The following is an 18,746-nucleotide window of genomic DNA, read 5'->3' on the forward strand; positions in this document are numbered from 1 at the left end:
CAGGTGCGTTCCAGCGGTTGGCGTAAACGCAAACATTATTGGCTGAACTGCTGAAGCCGGCCAGTGCATGCCGCTCTAATGTCGGGGGCTTTCCCCATCCCGGACGCCCGCCATGTTCTACCTCCTGCTTACACTGTTCGGCTGCCTCACCGGCATCAGCGCCGTGCTCTTCGGTTTCGGCGGCGGCTTCGTCATCGTGCCGCTGCTCTATCGCATGCTCACCGCCAGCCACGCAGCCGACGACCCCATCGCGCAATCGGCCATGCACATCGCCGTGGCCACCTCGACCTGCGTGATGATCGTCAACGCCCTGATCGCCACACGCAAACACGAACGCGCCGGCAATCTGCTCCGGGAATACCTTTGGCCATTGGGCGGGTTTATCGGTGCGGGCGCGGTCGTCGGCGCCATCGGCGCGATGTGGGTCAGCGGCGAAGTGATCCGCTACGCCTTCATCGTCTACCTGGGCGTGACCATCGTTGATTGCCTGCTGCGCCGCGGATTTCTGACACAGTCCCGAACCACAATCCCACGACGACTGACCTCGACAGAAACATCCGCTGGCGGTGGAGGAATCGGCGCCATCGCGACGTTCCTCGGCGTAGGAGGAAGCGTCATGACCGTGCCGCTGCTGCGCCGTTGCGGGCTGAGCATGTCGCAAGCGACGTCCATGGCCAATCCGTTGAGTGTGCCGGTGGCAGTGGCCGGGACGCTGACGTACATGGCGCTTGCCGGGTTTAGTCAGGCTGACTTGGGGGCGTGGTTTGTCGGGTATGTGGATCTGCTGGCGTTTGCGGTGCTGACGGTGGGGTCGCTCATCGGGATTCGATTGGCCGCGCCATGGATTGGGCGGATACCGGATCGGGTGCATGCGCGCGTGTACATCGGTTTACTTATGGTGGTGATGATCAGCATGTGCTTGAGCTGAGCGTGACGGCGCTCGATTCCAGCGCGCAAGCTCGCCATAATCCGCAGCTACTCTCGCGGGCAGTTGCTCGCTTGTTCAGGGATGAAGTGATGTGCCGAGGACTGTTACGTCTTTTTACCGTTTTTTGTCTAACGGGTTCTTTTGTCTCGACGGCAACTTGGGCCGAGACCGGCGCGCAGTTGTTCACCGGCACTTTGGGTAAATCGTCTATCGTCCTCGAAATAAATCCTCGTACCGGAGAGGGACGTTACTTTTACAAGAAGTACCGCAAGGATCTACCACTCGACGGTGCTCTGGACGGGGAAACGCTTGTGCTGGAAGAAGGCTCGCGGATGGACGACTCACGCCCGACCTTGCGTCTGCAGCCGACAACTGATGGTTGGTATGGCGAGTGGACGAGCACCACTGGGAAAAGCCTGAAGATCAAGTTACAGCCAGCCGTCATCCCCGATGTACCGGATGATGCCTTGCCCTTTTTCACCACACTTCACGACAAGTACCCTTATGAGTACCTGCGGCTGCAGGGCGTTACACTCAAAAAAGGCAACATCGACACCTTCATGGGCTACACGCTGCAGTGGTGGAGCGAGCCGAAGACAGGCACTTCTCTGTTCGAAGTGGTCTCGGGTTATTCCCCTGAAGAGCGTCGACGCATCAACCAACAATTGATGGCGCGTTTGTGGAGCGAGGTATTGTCGTCTTATGGATGTTCAGGCAGTTACGCGCAGTCGAGCCAACCACTGTGGATGTCGTCATCAGTGATGAGTGTTCTGATTTCATCAGATTACTTCTGCGGCGGTGCCTATCCGGATCAAAGCCAGGATGCGCTCAACTTCGACACCAAAACAGGCAGACTCCTGACCCTTGATGATGTTTTGTGGGTGGGGCAGGGCAAGCCATTGCATTTCCAACGAGAGGGCGACTTCGGCGGGGAGGCGTCCGGCTCGTCTGATTCCTGGTCTAACTACCGCAGTGAGGAACTGGCACCCTGGCTGGTCGCGCAGTTGCTGAAACTCTACCCCAGTGAAATGACCGTCACCCCCGAAGGCGAAAACGACTGCAACTACGACGAGAGTTATCCCTGGCAATTTCCCGGTTGGCACTTCACGGAACTGGGCATCAAGCTCGAGCCATCATTTCCCCACGTCGCGGCGGTCTGCGGATTCGTCGACTGGAGCGTTCTGCCGTACACAATCGTCAAACAACATCCGGGCGGGGTTGCACTGCAACTGCCTTGATGTCGCGTTTACTTTCATGCGCAGCCCCTCGATTCCCGACCACAACCCCGCCATAATCGCCGCGAATTTATCCGCGCCGGCCCTCAAATGCCGGCGCGACCTCTGACTCTTTCAAGGAACGATCAATGCTCAAGGGACTGATGCGCCTGGCGCCATGCGCTGCTGTGCTGTTCTCGCTGATTCCAAGTGTCCACGCCGATGATGGCCGACGCGTGTTCACCGGCACGTTGGGCAAAATGCCGATCGTCGTAGAGCTCAACATCACGCAGCAGGACGAAGTAACCGGTCGGTACTTCTACGAAAAATACCATCGTGATTTGCCGCTCAGTGGCGCGTTGCAGAACAGCACGCTGACGTTGACCGAGGGCAATAATCGCTATGGTGACGACAAGCCGCTGTCAACGTTGGAACTGGAAGAAACCGGCAGCGGCTGGCAGGGCGAATGGAAAAGTCCGCAGGGCAAGAAGCTGCCAGTGAAACTCATCGAGGCCAGACTTACCGCCCCCACCTCATCAACTTTGCCGTTCATTGCCGCTTTGCCCTACAGCGAGCCTTACGAGTATTTGCGCCTGCAGGGACTTAAACTGAAACCGGCGAAGAAAGAAAACTTCATGGGCTACGACCTGCAATGGTGGACAGAGCCTGAGACAAAGATTTCCCTGTTCAGCGTGGAGTCCGGATTGTCGAAAGATGATCAGCAACGGGTTAACCAGCAGTTGCTTGGACGCCTCTGGAATGAAGTCATCAGTTACCACGGCTGCCAGCTGCAGGGCGGCGAAAACGTCGACTTCATGCAACAGGCGCAACCGAAAATGATCTCGCCAGCCGTGGTCAGCCTGAACATCTCGACCAGCTATTACTGCGGCGGCGCGCATCCAGACTTCGGCGATTCACCGCTCAACATTGACGTCAAAACCGGCCACCCGCTGTCCCTCGAAGATGTGCTGTGGGTCGGTGAGGGCAAACCACTTTTACATGCCGAACGCGACAGCTTGGGCGACGAACCTCTGAGCAAGGACGAAAGTAACGCGCGCTATCAGTACGTAAGCAAAGAGTTGGTGCCGTGGGTGATCAAACAATTCACGGCACTGTACCCCACAGAAATGAAGACACCGACGGGAGATGACGACTGCAACTTCCAGGACGAAAGCATCTGGGGGACTTCGCCTTGGTACTTCACCGAGAAGGGCCTGTACCTCGGCGCGTACTTCGCTCGCGTGCAACGCTCTTGCGATAGACCTGACTGGTCGATCCTGCCGTACTCCCTGGTCAAACAACACCCTGGCGCCGTAAAACTGCAACTGCCCCAAGGCTAGCCATCACTCCAACCCCGGCGCTTCACGAATAATGAAGTGATCCAGGTTCTCGATATTGGCATTGAAGACCTCGAAAGGTTTTTCGGGGTTCTTCTTGCCGGGCACCTGCTTCAACTCCGGCGTCACCCCATAGAAGAAACAGAACAACGCCTTGTCGCTATCCACGGCGTGCTTGATCTCTTCCAGAAAGGCCTTGCGCTTGCGGTAGTTGTCGATCAGCTTTCTGTTCAGATAAACACTGACCGGGTACGGCTTTTTCTTGCTGTCTCCGGGCTTCTTGAACCAGACCTTGTCCTCGAAATCGATACGAAAACTGGCGCTGTGGAAGTCCTCGATCTTCTTGATCCGCCCCCAGTAAATCAGCCCCTTGTTGTCCGTCAGATACTCGATCTTCTTGAAGAACGAACTGTACGGCGCCGTATGCTCGCCAATCTTCAACGGCATGCGCTTGAGCAACTCCTTGTCGGCGAAGTTGGAAACAAAACACTCCACCGGATGCGCAAACACACTGGTCTTGTCCGGCGCCGACTCACGACTCGCTGACTCCTTACCACTGTCTGCCACCATCCGAACCGGATCATCGCGCAACACATCCGCCGCCCCCGCTGGCGTGACAGGCTTGCGTACATACTCACGCCGGGTCAGCAATAACTCCGATGGGAAATGCTCCTCACGCCCGTCATCCACCTCGCCATCCGCCGTCTCAACAACAGACGCCGACGCCTTCAAACTCACATACGGACAACCCGCCACATGCTGCGTCGTGGGCAGATTCTTGAAGTGCGGCGTGCGCACGTAATTCACATTCTTGGCATTGAATGTACCCAACTCATTGGAAGCCTCGAACGCCGCACGACAGGCATCGTTGGGGCACTGGAAGTGTTCCTTCGCCGAGTCAAACGCCACCGTTTCATCGAAATTGAGATCGCGAACATCATAGATCGACAACTTGTCGTCGAGGCTGAGGCAGTAGGCGAGATCGAATTTCATGGTGGGGCTCGGATCCTTGAGTTGGGGAGGGGTATTAATAGCGGGAGGCGGCGCGGGTTGCACTGATTGTTTTCAGGATGATGCAAATCCTGTGGGAGCCAGCCTGCTGGCGATTCTTGGCATCAACCAGAGTTCAATGCTCACACCGTCATTGCAGGCCACGCATCACCCTGTGGCGAGGGAGCTTGCTCCCGTTGGGCTGCGAAGCAGCCCCAAGAACAACAGATACGGTTAGTAAGACAAACCGCGATTACTCCTTTTCGAGTCTTCCAACGTTGTCATACAGCCAAGCAGTGAAAGCCTCTCTGTCGTCAGAATGGTGGCAGCGTCGATGACAGTTTGGGCATAGCGCTACGGTGTTGGTCTTGAAGTCCGTCCCGTTGTCCGACAAATGCTTAACGTGGTGAACCTCAAGGTAAGGTTCTCCATTCATTTCAAACGGACCTGATTGTCCACATCCCTCACAGACACCCTTGGCGTTGAACAGAATCCAATCTTTGACTTTGGATATGCGGGCGTAGGTTTTGGTTGTCCTGACGATTTGCTGAGGTATCTGCACACCCTCTGGCTCACTCACAAAATCACGTTGTTTCGCTTGTTGTACATTTCGAAGTGATGATTCTTCTTGCGTTGAAGGTGTACCGGAATCCAGCGTAATGAGGCCTTTAGATTCTAGGATTTTGATCAGACGCGCGGTAATCCCCGAACCGAGATTCACCTTTGGTTTGTAGCTAGAGATCGTTTTCAGCCCAAGATCTTCGAACAGAGCGGTAATGTTCTGCAGTCGATAGTCAATCGACTTGGTGTTTCGCCCGGCGAGTACGCCGTTCTGCAGACGCTTATGCTCCAAGGACTTATTAAATTTTTGTTCATTTGGGTAGCGAGTCTGAATATCGAGATAGCCATCAACCGAAGCTTCAAGCTCCTCATCCGTCCAGCCACTATTTTCTTTTTCCGTATCCATAAAATCGCCGAGGGTTGAAAACCCTCGGACGATACTGAGTGGCCATCACAGATGTCTACGAAAATTCCTACAAAAAATAGCGACGGATCTCGCGTGCATTCCTACAAGAGCATCGCTCAACCCATCGAATGCTTCGACGCCTGAAACGCCTGAGCGACCCTTCGCCACCAAGGCTTCGTCGCCATCGCTTTTCGTGGTGTCTGATCGCTCAACAGATAAGGCATGTCCCGCAGCCGAATCCAATTTTCGTTCTGCCAATGCAGCAGACTCAAAGACATCTCCGGCCAATCCAACAAACTCAACATCGGCCGATCTGAATGCCCCGAGTGTTCTGCATCGCGTAAGGCCGGCACTACCTGATGAGTCAGCCACTCACGCAGCAACCGATTGCCCGGAACGTAGTGATAAACCAGCAGCGCATAGACGCCGGATTCACTGAGCATCAATAGCTTTTCGGGTTGCCGGAAATACTCAATCGACAGGACGCGACGTTGATCCTTGTCTAGCTTGTTGACCATGCGTTCGCTGAGATGCACACCCATCAAACGACCGATGTCGCGGGCGCAAAACCATGGCTGGTTTTCAACCAAAAGGCCGTGCAGATAGAGGCCGTGGCGTTTAAAAGTCGCGGGAATGATTGGTTCAGCAAGGTCGTCCTCCGAGGTAGCGGGAGGCAGCAGCCATTTTTTTGCAAACATATCCTTACCTCTACGTTTAAGTTAAAAGAGCCGTAACCCAACGTAGAGGAATTAAGAATATCCCAACAAGCATTATTGTTTACGCATTAAAACATATATATTCTTGATGGAATATAGATCGTAATGTGTAAATAAGTCAGCTTCTACGTTGGGTGTTTCTTAGGCACCTATGTGTACCTTAGGTGCGATAGGTTTTCGCGTCAATAAGGTTGTGTGCTTTTTTATGTGGGAATTGTCTGTAAATCTAGGCGATGTATTGATATCGCCTAGATTATTTTCGGTTTGGTTTATTTTTTTAGAGACAAAAGAAGTGCGCCTGCGGTGCCCTGGGGAATAAGGCCTTGCGCTATTTTTTTCTGTAAATATGCAGGGAATTTTTGAGGTAAATATATCTTTTCTAGCCAGATTCTGAAATCGCCCAGAGCGCTCAGTGGATATATATTTGCTTCGGTTTTTGCTGCTGATTGAGGGAAGTAGTCTGGGTATTCATGAGGGAATTTTTTTCTCTCACCATGGACTGCTTCGAGATTTTCTGAAGCCCAGTGTCTGGCCCACATCTGCCCAACACTGATGTCTGGAACAGTATGTGTGTCAATGATCAGTCCTGACTCAATTGCAGATACAACGATGTCTGCAATTTCTCTGAAAACACTAAAGAAACCTGCAGGCAGTTTGTTTAGTAAGATTCTGTCGTGGTAGTGGCGCCATGAGTCTAGTTTAAGTGACTCGGGCGAGAATCCAACTCCTTCGTAGATAAAGGCCCGCAGGGTTCTGCGGGCTAGCAGCCTAAAGTTTCTTTGCGCTATCTGGTTGTCGGTATTATCTGAGTCAAATGCGTAATATTCTAGGATTGCCATGCAGACTGTGTCTGGGTAGGCGCTGATTTTTTGGCCGTTTTGCTCTGTTTTAATAACTATTCGTTCAGTTGTGAAATTTTGCTGAATCAATAGCTGTTTAATTCTTTTTCCTCTGGGCTTGAATACTTCATCGTGCCAATTGTTAGCTAAATCACTGATCGTTTTAGGGTTTACTCCGCAGAGCCTAGCTAAGCCTCTTTCGGTGAGATAAGGGGTAGTGTCGTTCAAAACGCCCATTTGTATCCCGTCGATCTCCGCGAAAGAAGCCGAGGGCAATTCTAGCGGTAGTTCTGACTGCATTAGCTCGCTCATCATCAGCTCCGAATAAGTTTTATGGCTTCATTTATTAGTAATGGAGGGTACAGATAATCCATGTGAGATTCTGGGTTTTTCTTCTTGTTATAAGTTATGCCCTGTTCCAAGCACAGTTTTGCGCACATGGCTCTCAGATGTTGCAGGTCAATAATTATAGAGCTGTCCGAGCAGTAGTTTTGCACATCTATAAGGTCGGAGTTATCACTTGGAAGCGTAATTGTCTCGATTTTCTGATTTATTTCTTCGAGTTGTCGCTCGGTTTCTTCAAAGCGTAAACGGGTTTCGTTGGCGAGTTTTTCTCGCTCTTCGATTTCTTTTATAAGTAGATTGGTATGCTGTGCGAGGGTTTGGGCTAGAGACATTATCTCTGAGCCGCCCTGTTTAACTGGTACGGGGTATGTTCCGTACTTTCTTACTGCCGGTATTACTTCGTGAAATATCCATCTTTGGAATGATTTACTGGCTGGAGTGCTGTCGCGAGAGATTATTCGGTATAAACCGGGTTCTGTAATAAAAACCTCTGTTCTCGGTTGCGCAGATAAATCGTCGATAACTGGGGAGTGTTTGTATTCGTCGCTGTCCAGTACATCGCGTTGAGCTTTTACTAACTGTCCTAGACCAGTTTTACCTTGTTCGTTTATAGCTGTATTTGTTTTTGCTAGAGTCAAAACAACATCTTCTAACGAGATGTATAAGTTTTCATCGATGTAGAAGCTTCTGATTTTCGAGGTGCCATGAATAGCGTGATAATCCAGCAGTATTGGCGTATGCATTTTAATTTCCTATAAAAAAGCCCCGCACTTGCGGGGCTTTAATTTATTCAGCTAAGCATCCTTTAGGCTTTTTCTGTTATAGCATGGCTCAACGCCATCATCAATCCCAGCTCAACGCACCACCAGTCTGATACTCAATAACCCGCGTCTCAAAGAAATTCTTCTCTTTCTTCAAGTCCATAATCTCGCTCATCCAAGGGAACGGGTTAGTCGTCCCTGGGTATTCCTCTTTCAAACCGATCTGCGACAACCGACGGTTAGCGATGAACTTGAGGTAGTCCTCCATCATCGCCGCATTCATCCCCAACACCCCGCGAGGCATGGTATCCCGCGCGTATTCGATCTCCAGCTGCGTGCCCTGCAGGATCATCTGGGTCGCTTCTTCTTTCATCTCAGCATCCCACAAGTGTGGGTTTTCGATTTTGATCTGGTTGATCACGTCGATGCCGAAGTTCAGGTGCATGGATTCGTCGCGCAGGATGTACTGGAACTGCTCGGCGACGCCGGTCATTTTGTTGCGGCGGCCCATGGAGAGGATTTGGGTGAAGCCGCAGTAGAAGAAGATGCCTTCCAGAACGCAGTAGTAGGCGATCAGGTTGCGCAGCAACTCTTTGTCGGTGTCCGGGGTGCCGGTTTCGAACTTTGGATCGGAGATCGAGCGGGTGTACTTCAGGCCCCAGGCTGCTTTTTTCGCGACCGATGGGATCTCGTGGTACATGTTGAAGATTTCGCCTTCATCCATGGCCAGCGATTCGATGCAGTACTGGTAGGCGTGGGTGTGGATCGCTTCTTCGAAAGCCTGGCGCAGGATGTACTGGCGGCATTCCGGGTTGGTGATCAGGCGGTACACGGCCAGGACCAGGTTGTTGGCAACCAGGGAGTCGGCGGTGGAGAAGAAGCCGAGGTTGCGCATGACGATGCGGCGCTCGTCGTCGGTCAGGCCTTCCGGGTTTTTCCAGAGGGCGATGTCGGCGGTCATGTTGACTTCTTGCGGCATCCAGTGGTTTGCGCAACCGTCCAGATACTTCTGCCAGGCCCAGTCGTACTTGAATGGCACGAGTTGGTTGAGGTCGGCGCGGCAGTTGATCATGCGCTTTTCGTCAACGGCGACACGGGCGGAGGCGCCTTCGAGTTCGGCGAGGCCTTCGGCGACGTCGAGGGAGTTCAGTGCAGCCTTGGCGCGGGCCACGGCGGCCGAGTCGTCGGCGGTGACGGCGCGGGCTTCCAGCGCCGCGGCGCCGCCGGCGTTGTCGAGGCGGTCCATGTTGGCTTCGCTTGCGTGGCCGGCGTTGGCGCCTTTCACGGTTGCGACTTCACTGTCTTCTTTATCGAATTCGTCCCAGCTCAGCATGACGTGTCGTCTCCTGCGTGAGGGCTTGTGCCCGTGTGAAACCTGATGGTTTGGTTTTTCACACGGCCAAAGCCGCGTTGGATGTCGTTTTTTGCAGCGCTGCACGCAGGCAAATAAACAGAAATTTTGACGGGTTCCGAGAGCCTCTGATGGGCGCAATCAGCGTCGGGCACTGTTGCGGGGCTTCAGAATGGCTTTTGCTCCCTGTAAGGGAATATTGCTGACCCGTATGGGGCGGCATTATAGGGAAATTTTTACCGGCGTGGTGCGGCGAATCGGCTCATGGCGAGGCCGAGGAAGGGGTGGATTTCGATCCGACCGAGGGATTACAGGGCTTTGCGCGGAGTCGACCCCTGCAGATTTTTTTTCGTTAAATTTTTGGCAGATGATTTTCTGTTTAAAAAATAGCCAGAAAAGCGCGTTTTTCACTATATCTAGTGTTTTGCAAGCGTTTTTCGCGGCTCCAGACACAACTGAGCCCGACCGAAGCCGGGCTGGAATCGACCCTCGATGTAGCACTGAGCGATCCGATTCGGTGCAGTCTGATTCAGTTGGTGCAGCCGTTGCCCATGATGCTGTAGCGCAGGATGTGGCGTTGGCCCTTGGAGTCGTCGTATTCCATTTTCGCCGGTACGACTTCGCAGACATTCGGAACTTCGCTCATCGATACAACTTTGGCGATGTCCAGGTGTGTGGAGTAAGTGTATTCCTCGATGACCGGTTGTTGCTGTGCGACATCAGTCGGGCCCTCGTTTGCCATGGCGGTTGCGCACAGACTGCTGAGGGCCAGAACCAATAAAGCTTTCATTTCTAATTCACCTTTTTGAGGTCGAGTGGGGTCACGCAACCTTTTTAGGGTTGCGTGTGGAGCTTGAGTATTTGATGCGTTACTTGGAGAGCTGGATTAACGGCCTTCGTGGGGGCTGTCACGTTGTTAATCGCGGTTGCCTTGTTGGCGAGGTGAATTTTAGGGCGGTGGAACCGGGGTAAACAGAGCGGGTTTTGATAAACACTTTTGGCATATTTGGTAACAATCCCCCAAACACCCCATTCCCTGTAGGAGCTGCCGAAGGCTGCGATCTTTTGACTTTGATCTTGAAAACAGATCAAAAGATCGCAGCCTTCGGCAGCTCCTACAGGGGCGCGCGTGCAGGGGGGAGGGTTGTTACTACCATCGTCGAATGGTTCTATGGGCCCCACCCGGCTACAACGGGGTCATACAAAAACAACTATTACACCGAGGTAGGAAAGATGAGTGCGGCTTCTCTGTATCCCGTTCGTCCCGAGGTTCTGGCAAACACGCTGACTGACGAGGCGACCTACAAAGCCATGTATCAGCAGTCGGTGGTCAACCCTGACGGCTTCTGGCGCGAGCAAGCCCAGCGTCTCGACTGGATCAAGCCTTTCACCACGGTGAAACAGACCTCGTTCGACGATCACCATGTCGACATCAAGTGGTTTGCCGACGGCACCCTGAACGTTTCCTACAACTGCCTCGACCGTCATCTGGCCGAGCGCGGTGATCAAGTCGCAATCATCTGGGAAGGCGACGATCCTTCCGAAAGCCGCAACATCACCTACCGCGAACTGCACGAGCAAGTGTGCAAACTGGCCAACGCATTGCGCGGCCAGGACGTGCACCGTGGCGACGTGGTGACCATTTACATGCCGATGATTCCCGAAGCCGTGGTCGCCATGCTGGCTTGCACCCGGATCGGCGCGATTCACTCGGTGGTGTTCGGTGGTTTCTCGCCGGAAGCGCTGGCCGGTCGCATCATCGACTGCAAATCGAAAGTGGTGATCACCGCTGACGAAGGCATCCGTGCCGGCAAGAAGATTTCCCTCAAGGCCAACGTCGACGACGCCCTGACCAATCCGGAAACCAGCAGCATCCAGAAAGTCATCGTCTGCAAGCGCACCGGTGGCGATATCAAGTGGAACCAGCATCGCGACATCTGGTACGAAGACCTGATGAAGGTCGCCGGCACCGTTTGCGCGCCGAAAGAGATGGGTGCCGAAGAAGCGCTGTTCATCCTTTATACCTCCGGCTCGACCGGCAAGCCGAAGGGCGTGCAGCACACCACCGGCGGTTATCTGCTGTATGCGGCGATGACCCACGAGCGTGTGTTCGATTACCGTCCGGGCGAAATCTACTGGTGCACCGCCGACGTCGGCTGGGTCACTGGCCACAGTTACATCGTCTACGGCCCGCTGGCCAACGGCGCGACCACCGTGCTGTTCGAAGGTGTGCCGAACTACCCGGACATTACCCGGGTGGCGAAGATCATCGACAAGCACAAGGTCAACATCCTCTACACCGCGCCGACCGCGATCCGCGCGATGATGGCTTCGGGTCAGGCCGCCGTTGAGGGCGCCGATGGCAGCAGTCTGCGCCTGCTCGGTTCGGTCGGTGAGCCGATCAACCCGGAAGCCTGGGACTGGTACTACAAGAACGTCGGCAAGTCGCGTTGCCCGATCGTCGATACCTGGTGGCAGACCGAAACCGGCGGCAACATGATGAGCCCGCTGCCAGGCGCCCACGCGCTGAAGCCAGGCTCGGCGGCGCGTCCGTTCTTTGGCGTGGTGCCGGCGTTGGTCGACAACCTTGGCAACATCATCGAGGGCGAGGCCGAGGGCAATCTGGTGATTCTCGATTCGTGGCCAGGCCAGGCCCGCACGCTGTACGGCGATCACGATCGTTTCGTCGATACCTACTTCAAGACTTTCCGTGGCATGTACTTCACCGGTGACGGCGCGCGTCGCGATGCCGACGGTTACTACTGGATCACCGGGCGCGTGGACGACGTGCTCAACGTTTCCGGCCACCGCATGGGCACGGCCGAGATCGAAAGCGCGATGGTCGCGCATCCAAAGGTGGCCGAAGCTGCAGTGGTCGGTGTGCCGCATGACATCAAGGGGCAGGGCATTTATGTCTATGTCACGTTGAAAAATGGCGAGGAGCCGACCGAGCAGTTGCGTCTGGAGCTGAAGAACTGGGTGCGCAAGGAGATCGGCCCGATTGCTTCGCCGGACGTGATCCAGTGGGCGCCGGGGCTGCCGAAGACTCGTTCGGGCAAGATCATGCGCCGCATTCTGCGCAAGATTGCCACGGCGGAATACGACGGGCTGGGGGATATCTCGACTCTGGCGGATCCAGGTGTGGTGCAGCATTTGATTGATACGCACAAGACGATGAATGTGGCTTAAGTCGCAGGTCTGAAAAGAACAAAGCCCCGTTCGGTGTATGCCGGGCGGGGCTTTTTTTGTCTGTGGGTTTTTTGGTGGTTTTTGCCGACCCCTTCGCGAGCAAGCCCGCTCCCAAAGGGAATGCATGATCGTTCCCACGCTCCGCGTGGGAATGCCTCCACCGACGCTCTGCGTCGGCTCTTTGGACGCAGAGCGTCCCTTGCTGCATTCCCACGCAGAGCGTGGGAATGATCAGCTGGCCAACCAATAATTATCGACCTGCGCCGCAGGACTCTTCCTTCTGTTACCCGCCACAACCCAATGTGTAACCGCCCGCGCCAATCCGGGGCGAAGGGAAACGCTACGCCCCGTATTAGAGCCTTAAAAGCTCCGCTGAAAAATAAGACGCAACGCTGCGCTTGCCGGATTAGAAGGGTTTGCGAATAATGGGCCCGCAACTTGCAATGTGTATCGGTTCTCTGCCTTTCGCTCTTGCATGAATTTGCAGGGCTGTCAATGAGCTCGAACCGCTTTCTCGGTGCATCTGTAATTAGTTGTCGCATTGAGGAAATATCGGCTTCGGGCCTCTCGTTAGAATGCCGATCACTCGCTCATCGTGGCTTACGTTGAAATCGCCTGCGGTTTCAACGGGAAATTTCCCGCCGATGCGCAACCGATTTCCGATTCACCCATTCGCATATTGGGCTGTCGCTCACTCTGCCGTTTTTGCCCTTTACCGATGGAGTCCCAAGATGAAGAAACTTGTGCTGCTTGGCGCCATGGCACTGTCCGTGCTGTCGCTGAATGCCGTCGCTGACGAAAAACCTGTGAAGATCGGCATCGAAGCGGCTTATCCTCCATTCGCCTCGAAAGCTCCGGACGGCAGCATCGTCGGTTTCGACTACGACATTGGCAACGCGCTGTGCGAAGAAATGAAGGTCAAGTGCGTGTGGGTCGAGCAAGAGTTCGACGGCCTGATCCCGGCACTGAAAGTGCGCAAGATCGACGCCATCCTGTCGTCGATGTCGATCACCGAAGATCGCAAGAAGTCGGTCGACTTCACCAACAAGTACTACAACACCCCGGCGCGTCTGGTCATGAAGGCCGGCACTCAGGTCAGCGAAGGTCTGGCTGAGCTCAAGGGCAAGAACATCGGCGTACAGCGTGGCTCGATCCACGAGCGTTTCGCCCGCGAAGTTCTGGCTCCACTGGGCGCCGAGATCAAGCCGTACGGTTCGCAGAACGAAATCTACCTCGACGTGGCTGCCGGTCGCCTCGACGGTACCGTGGCTGATGCCACCCTGCTCGATGACGGTTTCCTGAAAACCGACGCTGGCAAAGGCTTCGCATTCGTTGGCCCGGCCTTCACCGACGTCAAATACTTCGGCGACGGCGTCGGTATCGCGGTGCGCAAGGGCGATGCCCTGAAAGACAAGATCAACACTGCCATCGCGGCCATCCGCGAAAACGGCAAATACAAAGCAATCCAGGACAAGTACTTCGCCTTCGACATCTACGGCAAGTAAGACGTCTCTGCGACAAGTCCGAAATGGCGCAAGCAACAGAATCTCTGCGGTTTGCGCCATTTTTTCATCCCAACTTTCGAGGACCTGAATCATGTTGAAAGGCTACGGGGCTGTCATCCTCGATGGCGCATGGCTGACGCTTCAGCTCGCCTTGTCGTCCATGGCTCTGGCCATCGTTCTCGGGCTGATCGGTGTCGCGTTGCGCCTGTCGCCGGTGCGCTGGCTGGCGTGGCTGGGCGACCTGTATTCAACAGTGATCCGCGGCATTCCCGACCTGGTGCTGATCCTGCTGATCTTCTACGGCGGCCAGGATCTGCTCAACCGCGTGGCGCCGATGCTCGGCTATGACGACTACATCGACCTGAACCCGCTGGCCGCCGGTATCGGCACCCTCGGTTTCATCTTCGGTGCGTACCTTTCGGAGACTTTTCGGGGTGCGTTCATGGCGATCCCCAAAGGCCAGGCCGAAGCGGGTATGGCGTACGGCATGAGCAGTTTTCAGGTGTTTTTCCGGGTGATGGTGCCGCAGATGATTCGTCTGGCGATTCCCGGCTTCACCAACAACTGGCTGGTGCTGACCAAGGCCACCGCGCTGATTTCCGTGGTCGGTCTGCAAGACATGATGTTCAAGGCCAAGCAGGCGGCGGATGCCACGCGCGAGCCTTTTACCTTCTTCCTCGCAGTGGCGGCGATGTATCTGGTGATCACCAGTGTTTCGTTGCTGGCATTGCGTCACCTTGAGAAGCGCTACTCGGTAGGCGTAAGGGCGGCTGATCTATGATCTTCGACTACAACGTCATTTGGGAGGCGCTGCCGCTGTACTTCGGCGGCCTGCTGACCACCCTCAAACTGCTCGCGCTGTCGCTGTTCTTCGGCTTGCTCGCGGCGTTGCCGCTGGGGCTGATGCGCGTCTCGAAAAACCCGATCGTCAACGGCGCGGCGTGGCTGTACACCTACGTGATTCGTGGCACGCCGATGCTGGTTCAACTGTTCCTGATCTACTACGGTCTGGCCCAGTTCGAGGCGGTGCGCGAAAGCTTCCTGTGGCCGTGGCTGTCGAGCGCAACGTTCTGTGCGTGCCTGGCGTTTGCGGTCAACACCAGTGCCTACACCGCAGAAATCATCGCCGGCAGCCTCAAGGCCACGCCGAACGGGGAGATCGAAGCGGCCAAGGCCATGGGCATGTCGCGCTTCAAACTGTACAAGCGCATTCTGCTGCCGTCGGCCCTGCGCCGCGCGCTGCCGCAGTACAGCAACGAAGTGATCATGATGCTGCAGACCACCAGTCTGGCGTCGATCGTGACCCTGATCGACATCACCGGCGCAGCGCGTACGGTCAACGCGCAGTTCTACCTGCCGTTCGAGGCGTACATCACCGCTGGCGTGTTCTACCTGTGCCTGACCTTCATTCTGGTCAAGCTGTTCAAACTGGCTGAGCGTCGCTGGTTGAGCTACCTCGCGCCACGGAAGCACTGATATGCAACGCATCGATCACGTATTGCCCTGGAGCCACCTGGGCAGCGAGCGCAAGGTTTCGGTTTTCCGTTTTGGCGAAGGCGAGCGCAAGGCCTACATTCAGGCCAGCCTGCACGCCGATGAATTGCCGGGCATGCGCACCGCCTGGGAGCTGAAAAAGCGCCTCGGCGCACTTGAAGCCCGTGGCTTGCTCAACGGTGTGATCGAACTGGTGCCGGTGGCCAATCCGCTGGGGCTGGGGCAATTGCTGCAAGGCAATTTCCAGGGCCGTTTCGAGGCCGGCAGCGGCAAGAATTTCAACCGTGACTTCGTCGAGCTCAGCGCGCCGGTCGCGGCGGCGCTGGGTGACAAGCTCGGTGATGATCCGCATGCCAATGTGCGGCTGATCCGTCAGGCGATGGCCGATCACCTGGCCGCTTTGCCTGAGGCGAGCAGCCAGCTGCAAGGCATGCAGCGCGTATTACTCAGCCATGCCTGCACTGCCGACGTGGTGCTCGATTTGCATTGCGACGCCGAAGCCGCGCTGCACATGTACGCGCTGCCGCAGCACTGGCCGCAGTGGCGTTCGCTGTCGGCGCACCTGAACGTCAAGGTTGGTTTGCTCGCCGAAGATTCCGGTGGCAGCTCGTTCGACGAGGCGTGCTCGTTGCCGTGGCTGCGTCTGTCGAGGCAGTTCCCTGATGCGCAGATTCCGTTGGCTTGTCTGGCGACCACCATCGAACTGGGCGGGCAGGCTGATACCGGTCGCGCGCAAGCAGAGGCTTACGCTGAAGGTATTCTGGCGTTCCTCGCCGAGCAGGGCCTGATCACTGGCGAGTGGCCGAACCCGGCGTTCGAACCGTGCGAAGGCATGCCCTTCGAAGGCACCGAATTGTTGTTCGCACCGCATCCCGGTGTGGTGAGTTTTTCCCGCAAGCCCGGCGAGTGGGTCGAGGCGGGCGACGAGATTTTTCAAGTGATTGATCCTCTGTCCGATCGGGTCAGCACGGTATGTGCTGGTACCTCCGGGGTGCTGTTTGCCATTGAACGGCTGCGTTATGCCCAACCCGGTTTCTGGCTGGCCAAGGTGGCGGGGCGCGAAGCGCTGCGTCACGGGCGCTTGCTCAACGACTGACTGACTGTTTTTGTGAGAACCGACCGCATGTACAAACTTGAAGTCCAAGACCTGCATAAACGCTATGGCAGTCACGAAGTGCTCAAGGGCGTGTCCCTGAAAGCCGCCGCCGGCGATGTGATCAGCATCATCGGCTCCAGTGGCTCCGGCAAAAGTACTTTCCTGCGCTGCATCAACCTGCTCGAGCAGCCGCATGCCGGCAAGATCCTGCTCAACAACGAAGAGCTGAAACTGGTCGCCAACAAGGACGGCGCGCTGAAAGCCGCTGATCCGAAGCAGCTGCAGCGCATGCGTTCGCGCCTGTCGATGGTGTTCCAGCATTTCAACCTGTGGTCGCACATGACCGCGCTGGAAAACATCATGGAAGCGCCGGTGCATGTGCTTGGTGTGCCCAAGGCCGAAGCCCGCGAGAAAGCCGAGCACTACCTGAACAAGGTTGGCGTGGCCCATCGCAAAGACGCGTTCCCGGGGCACATGTCCGGTGGCGAGCAGCAGCGTGTGGCGATTGCCCGTGCGCTGGCGATGGAACCGGAAGTGATGCTGTTCGACGAGCCAACCTCGGCCCTTGACCCGGAGCTGGTCGGCGACGTGCTGAAAGTCATGCAGGCGCTGGCGCAGGAAGGCCGCACCATGGTTGTGGTGACTCACGAAATGGGTTTCGCCCGTGAAGTGTCGAATCAGTTGGTGTTCCTGCATAAAGGCGTCGTCGAAGAAAGCGGCAACCCGCGCGAAGTGCTGGTCAACCCGCAGTCCGAGCGCTTGCAGCAGTTCCTGTCCGGCAGCCTGAAATAAATCAGGGCTGCCGTTGTGCACCAGATTAGGTCATGCTTTGCGACCTGAGAATTGGCCCGAATCTCCTGTGGGAGCGGGCTTGCTCGCGAAGGCGGTGTGTCAGTCAACATTATTGCTGTCTGAACCACCGCGTTCGCGAGCAAGCCCGCTCCCACAATGGATCTGCGACATTTTCGATTAGGGGCTAGCATTGGCCCATGCCTTCATCACCGTTGTTCGTTTCGGATTGCCCGCCCATGACTGCCCATCGAATTGGTTTCCTGATTTGGCCCAGCACTAAAGCGTTGACGCTGGCGCTGGCGGAGGAGGCCTTGCGTGTTGCGCAGCGCGTGCACCCGGACGTGGTTTACGAACTGACGTTCTTGCAGGCCGAGCCGCCAGTCGAAGGTGCCTGGCAATTGCCCGGCGAGCCCTGGGCCGGCAAGCTTGAAAACTTCCAGAAACTGTTCCTGCTCGCTGACGAGCCGCCAATCACCCTGGCCCCTGCACTGAGCAGTGCGCTCAAGCAAGTGGTGCGTGCCGGTTGCGTAATCGGTGGTCTCTCGGCCGGTGTTTATCCATTGGCCCAGCTCGGTTTGCTCGACGGTTATCGCGCCGCCGTGCACTGGCGCTGGCAGGACGATTTCGCCGAGCGCTTCCCGAAAGTCATTGCCACCAGCCATCTGTTCGACTGGGATCGCGATCGCCTGACGGCGTGCGGTGGCATGTCGGTCCTCGATCTGCTGCTGGCAGTACTGGCCCGGGATCACGGCGCCGAATTGGCCGGTGCGGTTTCCGAAGAGCTGGTGGTCGAGCGTATCCGCGAGGGCGGTGAGCGTCAGCGTATTCCCTTGCAGAATCGCCTCGGCTCCAGTCACCCGAAGCTCACCCAGGCGGTGCTGCTGATGGAAGCCAACATCGAAGAACCACTGACCACCGACGAAATCGCCCAACACGTGTGCGTATCCCGCCGGCAGCTGGAGCGAATCTTCAAGCAATACCTCAACCGCGTGCCGAGCCAGTACTATCTGGAATTGCGCCTGAACAAGGCCCGGCAGATGTTGATGCAGACCAGCAAGTCGATCATTCAGATCGGCCTGTCCTGTGGCTTCTCCTCGGGGCCACATTTCTCCAGTGCCTATCGCAACTTCTTCGGTGCCACGCCGCGGGAAGATCGCAACCAGCGGCGCAGCAGCAGCCCGTTCGAATTATCGTCGGTGCCGCCCGAGAGGGGCTGAAGGCG

17 protein-coding genes are annotated in these 18,746 nt (G+C 56.0%); 10 read left to right on the forward strand and 7 right to left on the reverse strand.

Going from position 1 to position 18,746, the window contains the following annotated elements; all coding sequences use genetic code 11:
• The first annotated feature begins 112 nt into the window (after positions 1-112).
• From CXF97_RS02725 to CXF97_RS02735, 3 genes are all read left to right on the forward strand, one after another.
• Entirely contained in the window at positions 113-928 is an 816-nt protein-coding gene (locus CXF97_RS02725) for a sulfite exporter TauE/SafE family protein (RefSeq protein ID WP_101155896.1), read from the forward strand.
• Positions 916-2,166 carry a hypothetical protein gene (locus tag CXF97_RS02730; protein ID WP_256589670.1) on the forward strand — a complete coding sequence of 417 codons (1,251 nt, stop codon included), beginning with the start codon at positions 916-918 and terminating at the stop codon, positions 2,164-2,166. Before CXF97_RS02725 ends, CXF97_RS02730 begins: the two co-directional genes overlap by 13 nt.
• 125 nt (positions 2,167-2,291) lie before the next feature.
• Positions 2,292-3,482, forward strand: coding sequence for a hypothetical protein (locus CXF97_RS02735; RefSeq protein WP_101155898.1), 1,191 nt, complete (start codon positions 2,292-2,294; stop codon positions 3,480-3,482).
• Between the two features lie 3 nt (positions 3,483-3,485).
• Here the strand turns inward: CXF97_RS02735 and CXF97_RS02740 are convergent, their stop codons facing one another.
• The 7 genes from CXF97_RS02740 to CXF97_RS02770 all read right to left on the reverse strand — a co-directional run bounded on the left by CXF97_RS02740 (position 3,486) and on the right by CXF97_RS02770 (position 10,238).
• Positions 3,486-4,472 carry a hypothetical protein gene (locus CXF97_RS02740; RefSeq protein ID WP_101155900.1) on the reverse strand — a complete coding sequence of 329 codons (987 nt, stop codon included), beginning with the start codon at positions 4,470-4,472 and terminating at the stop codon, positions 3,486-3,488.
• A 250-nt stretch (positions 4,473-4,722) separates the two neighbouring features.
• Positions 4,723-5,436, reverse strand: coding sequence for an HNH endonuclease (locus tag CXF97_RS02745; RefSeq protein ID WP_101155902.1), 714 nt, complete (start codon positions 5,434-5,436; stop codon positions 4,723-4,725).
• A gap of 116 nt (positions 5,437-5,552) precedes the next feature.
• On the reverse strand, positions 5,553-6,134 hold the full coding sequence (locus CXF97_RS02750; RefSeq protein WP_101155904.1) for a Bro-N domain-containing protein: 582 nt from the start codon (positions 6,132-6,134) through the stop codon (positions 5,553-5,555).
• Between the two features lie 287 nt (positions 6,135-6,421).
• Positions 6,422-7,303, reverse strand: a complete 882-nt coding sequence (locus CXF97_RS02755) for a hypothetical protein (RefSeq protein WP_101155906.1) — start codon at positions 7,301-7,303, stop codon at positions 6,422-6,424.
• 2 nt (positions 7,304-7,305) lie between these two features.
• A complete protein-coding gene (locus CXF97_RS02760; RefSeq protein ID WP_101155908.1) occupies positions 7,306-8,079 on the reverse strand; it encodes a BRO family protein in 774 nt (257 codons plus the stop codon).
• 100 nt (positions 8,080-8,179) lie between these two features.
• Complete coding sequence (locus CXF97_RS02765; protein ID WP_039757978.1) at positions 8,180-9,430, reverse strand: ribonucleotide-diphosphate reductase subunit beta; 1,251 nt, start codon at positions 9,428-9,430, stop codon at positions 8,180-8,182.
• A 547-nt stretch (positions 9,431-9,977) separates the two neighbouring features.
• Positions 9,978-10,238: a DUF2790 domain-containing protein gene (locus tag CXF97_RS02770; protein WP_101155910.1), complete on the reverse strand. Its 261-nt coding sequence runs from the start codon at positions 10,236-10,238 to the stop codon at positions 9,978-9,980.
• 443 nt (positions 10,239-10,681) lie between these two features.
• Here CXF97_RS02770 and acs point away from each other — a divergent pair, with 443 nt between their 5' ends.
• The 7 genes from acs to argR all read left to right on the forward strand — a co-directional run bounded on the left by acs (position 10,682) and on the right by argR (position 18,741).
• On the forward strand, positions 10,682-12,637 hold the full coding sequence (gene acs, locus CXF97_RS02775) for an acetate--CoA ligase (RefSeq protein WP_101155912.1): 1,956 nt from the start codon (positions 10,682-10,684) through the stop codon (positions 12,635-12,637).
• A gap of 731 nt (positions 12,638-13,368) precedes the next feature.
• Positions 13,369-14,142, forward strand: coding sequence for an ABC transporter substrate-binding protein (locus tag CXF97_RS02780; RefSeq protein ID WP_101155914.1), 774 nt, complete (start codon positions 13,369-13,371; stop codon positions 14,140-14,142).
• A 91-nt stretch (positions 14,143-14,233) separates the two neighbouring features.
• Positions 14,234-14,923, forward strand: coding sequence for an ABC transporter permease (locus CXF97_RS02785; RefSeq protein WP_016773583.1), 690 nt, complete (start codon positions 14,234-14,236; stop codon positions 14,921-14,923).
• Positions 14,920-15,618 carry an ABC transporter permease gene (locus tag CXF97_RS02790; RefSeq protein WP_101155916.1) on the forward strand — a complete coding sequence of 233 codons (699 nt, stop codon included), beginning with the start codon at positions 14,920-14,922 and terminating at the stop codon, positions 15,616-15,618. Before CXF97_RS02785 ends, CXF97_RS02790 begins: the two co-directional genes overlap by 4 nt.
• 1 nt (position 15,619) lies before the next feature.
• Positions 15,620-16,732, forward strand: coding sequence for a succinylglutamate desuccinylase/aspartoacylase family protein (locus CXF97_RS02795; RefSeq protein WP_101155918.1), 1,113 nt, complete (start codon positions 15,620-15,622; stop codon positions 16,730-16,732).
• 27 nt (positions 16,733-16,759) lie between these two features.
• Positions 16,760-17,524 (forward strand): ABC transporter ATP-binding protein, encoded by a 765-nt coding sequence (locus tag CXF97_RS02800; RefSeq protein WP_047599668.1) that lies wholly within the window; start codon positions 16,760-16,762, stop codon positions 17,522-17,524.
• Positions 17,525-17,760: 236 nt separating this feature from the next.
• Complete coding sequence (gene argR, locus CXF97_RS02810; RefSeq protein ID WP_101155920.1) at positions 17,761-18,741, forward strand: transcriptional regulator ArgR; 981 nt, start codon at positions 17,761-17,763, stop codon at positions 18,739-18,741.
• The last annotated feature ends 5 nt before the right edge of the window (positions 18,742-18,746 follow it).

Source organism: Pseudomonas sp. Choline-02u-1 (genome assembly GCF_002836515.1).
GTDB lineage: Bacteria > Pseudomonadota > Gammaproteobacteria > Pseudomonadales > Pseudomonadaceae > Aquipseudomonas.

What these genes read in the sequence shown, in the direction of transcription:
- CXF97_RS02725 (WP_101155896.1), top strand. Translation starts at nt 113, where the DNA reads ATGTTCTACCTCCTGCTTACACTGTTCGGCTGCCTCACCGGCATCAGC.
- CXF97_RS02735 (WP_101155898.1), top strand. Translation starts at nt 2,292, where the DNA reads ATGCTCAAGGGACTGATGCGCCTGGCGCCATGCGCTGCTGTGCTGTTC.
- CXF97_RS02740 (WP_101155900.1), bottom strand. Translation starts at nt 4,472, where the DNA reads ATGAAATTCGATCTCGCCTACTGCCTCAGCCTCGACGACAAGTTGTCG.
- CXF97_RS02745 (WP_101155902.1), bottom strand. Translation starts at nt 5,436, where the DNA reads ATGGATACGGAAAAAGAAAATAGTGGCTGGACGGATGAGGAGCTTGAA.
- CXF97_RS02750 (WP_101155904.1), bottom strand. Translation starts at nt 6,134, where the DNA reads ATGTTTGCAAAAAAATGGCTGCTGCCTCCCGCTACCTCGGAGGACGAC.
- CXF97_RS02755 (WP_101155906.1), bottom strand. Translation starts at nt 7,303, where the DNA reads ATGAGCGAGCTAATGCAGTCAGAACTACCGCTAGAATTGCCCTCGGCT.
- CXF97_RS02760 (WP_101155908.1), bottom strand. Translation starts at nt 8,079, where the DNA reads ATGCATACGCCAATACTGCTGGATTATCACGCTATTCATGGCACCTCG.
- CXF97_RS02765 (WP_039757978.1), bottom strand. Translation starts at nt 9,430, where the DNA reads ATGCTGAGCTGGGACGAATTCGATAAAGAAGACAGTGAAGTCGCAACC.
- CXF97_RS02770 (WP_101155910.1), bottom strand. Translation starts at nt 10,238, where the DNA reads ATGAAAGCTTTATTGGTTCTGGCCCTCAGCAGTCTGTGCGCAACCGCC.
- acs (WP_101155912.1), top strand. Translation starts at nt 10,682, where the DNA reads ATGAGTGCGGCTTCTCTGTATCCCGTTCGTCCCGAGGTTCTGGCAAAC.
- CXF97_RS02780 (WP_101155914.1), top strand. Translation starts at nt 13,369, where the DNA reads ATGAAGAAACTTGTGCTGCTTGGCGCCATGGCACTGTCCGTGCTGTCG.
- CXF97_RS02785 (WP_016773583.1), top strand. Translation starts at nt 14,234, where the DNA reads ATGTTGAAAGGCTACGGGGCTGTCATCCTCGATGGCGCATGGCTGACG.
- CXF97_RS02790 (WP_101155916.1), top strand. Translation starts at nt 14,920, where the DNA reads ATGATCTTCGACTACAACGTCATTTGGGAGGCGCTGCCGCTGTACTTC.
- CXF97_RS02795 (WP_101155918.1), top strand. Translation starts at nt 15,620, where the DNA reads ATGCAACGCATCGATCACGTATTGCCCTGGAGCCACCTGGGCAGCGAG.
- CXF97_RS02800 (WP_047599668.1), top strand. Translation starts at nt 16,760, where the DNA reads ATGTACAAACTTGAAGTCCAAGACCTGCATAAACGCTATGGCAGTCAC.
- argR (WP_101155920.1), top strand. Translation starts at nt 17,761, where the DNA reads ATGACTGCCCATCGAATTGGTTTCCTGATTTGGCCCAGCACTAAAGCG.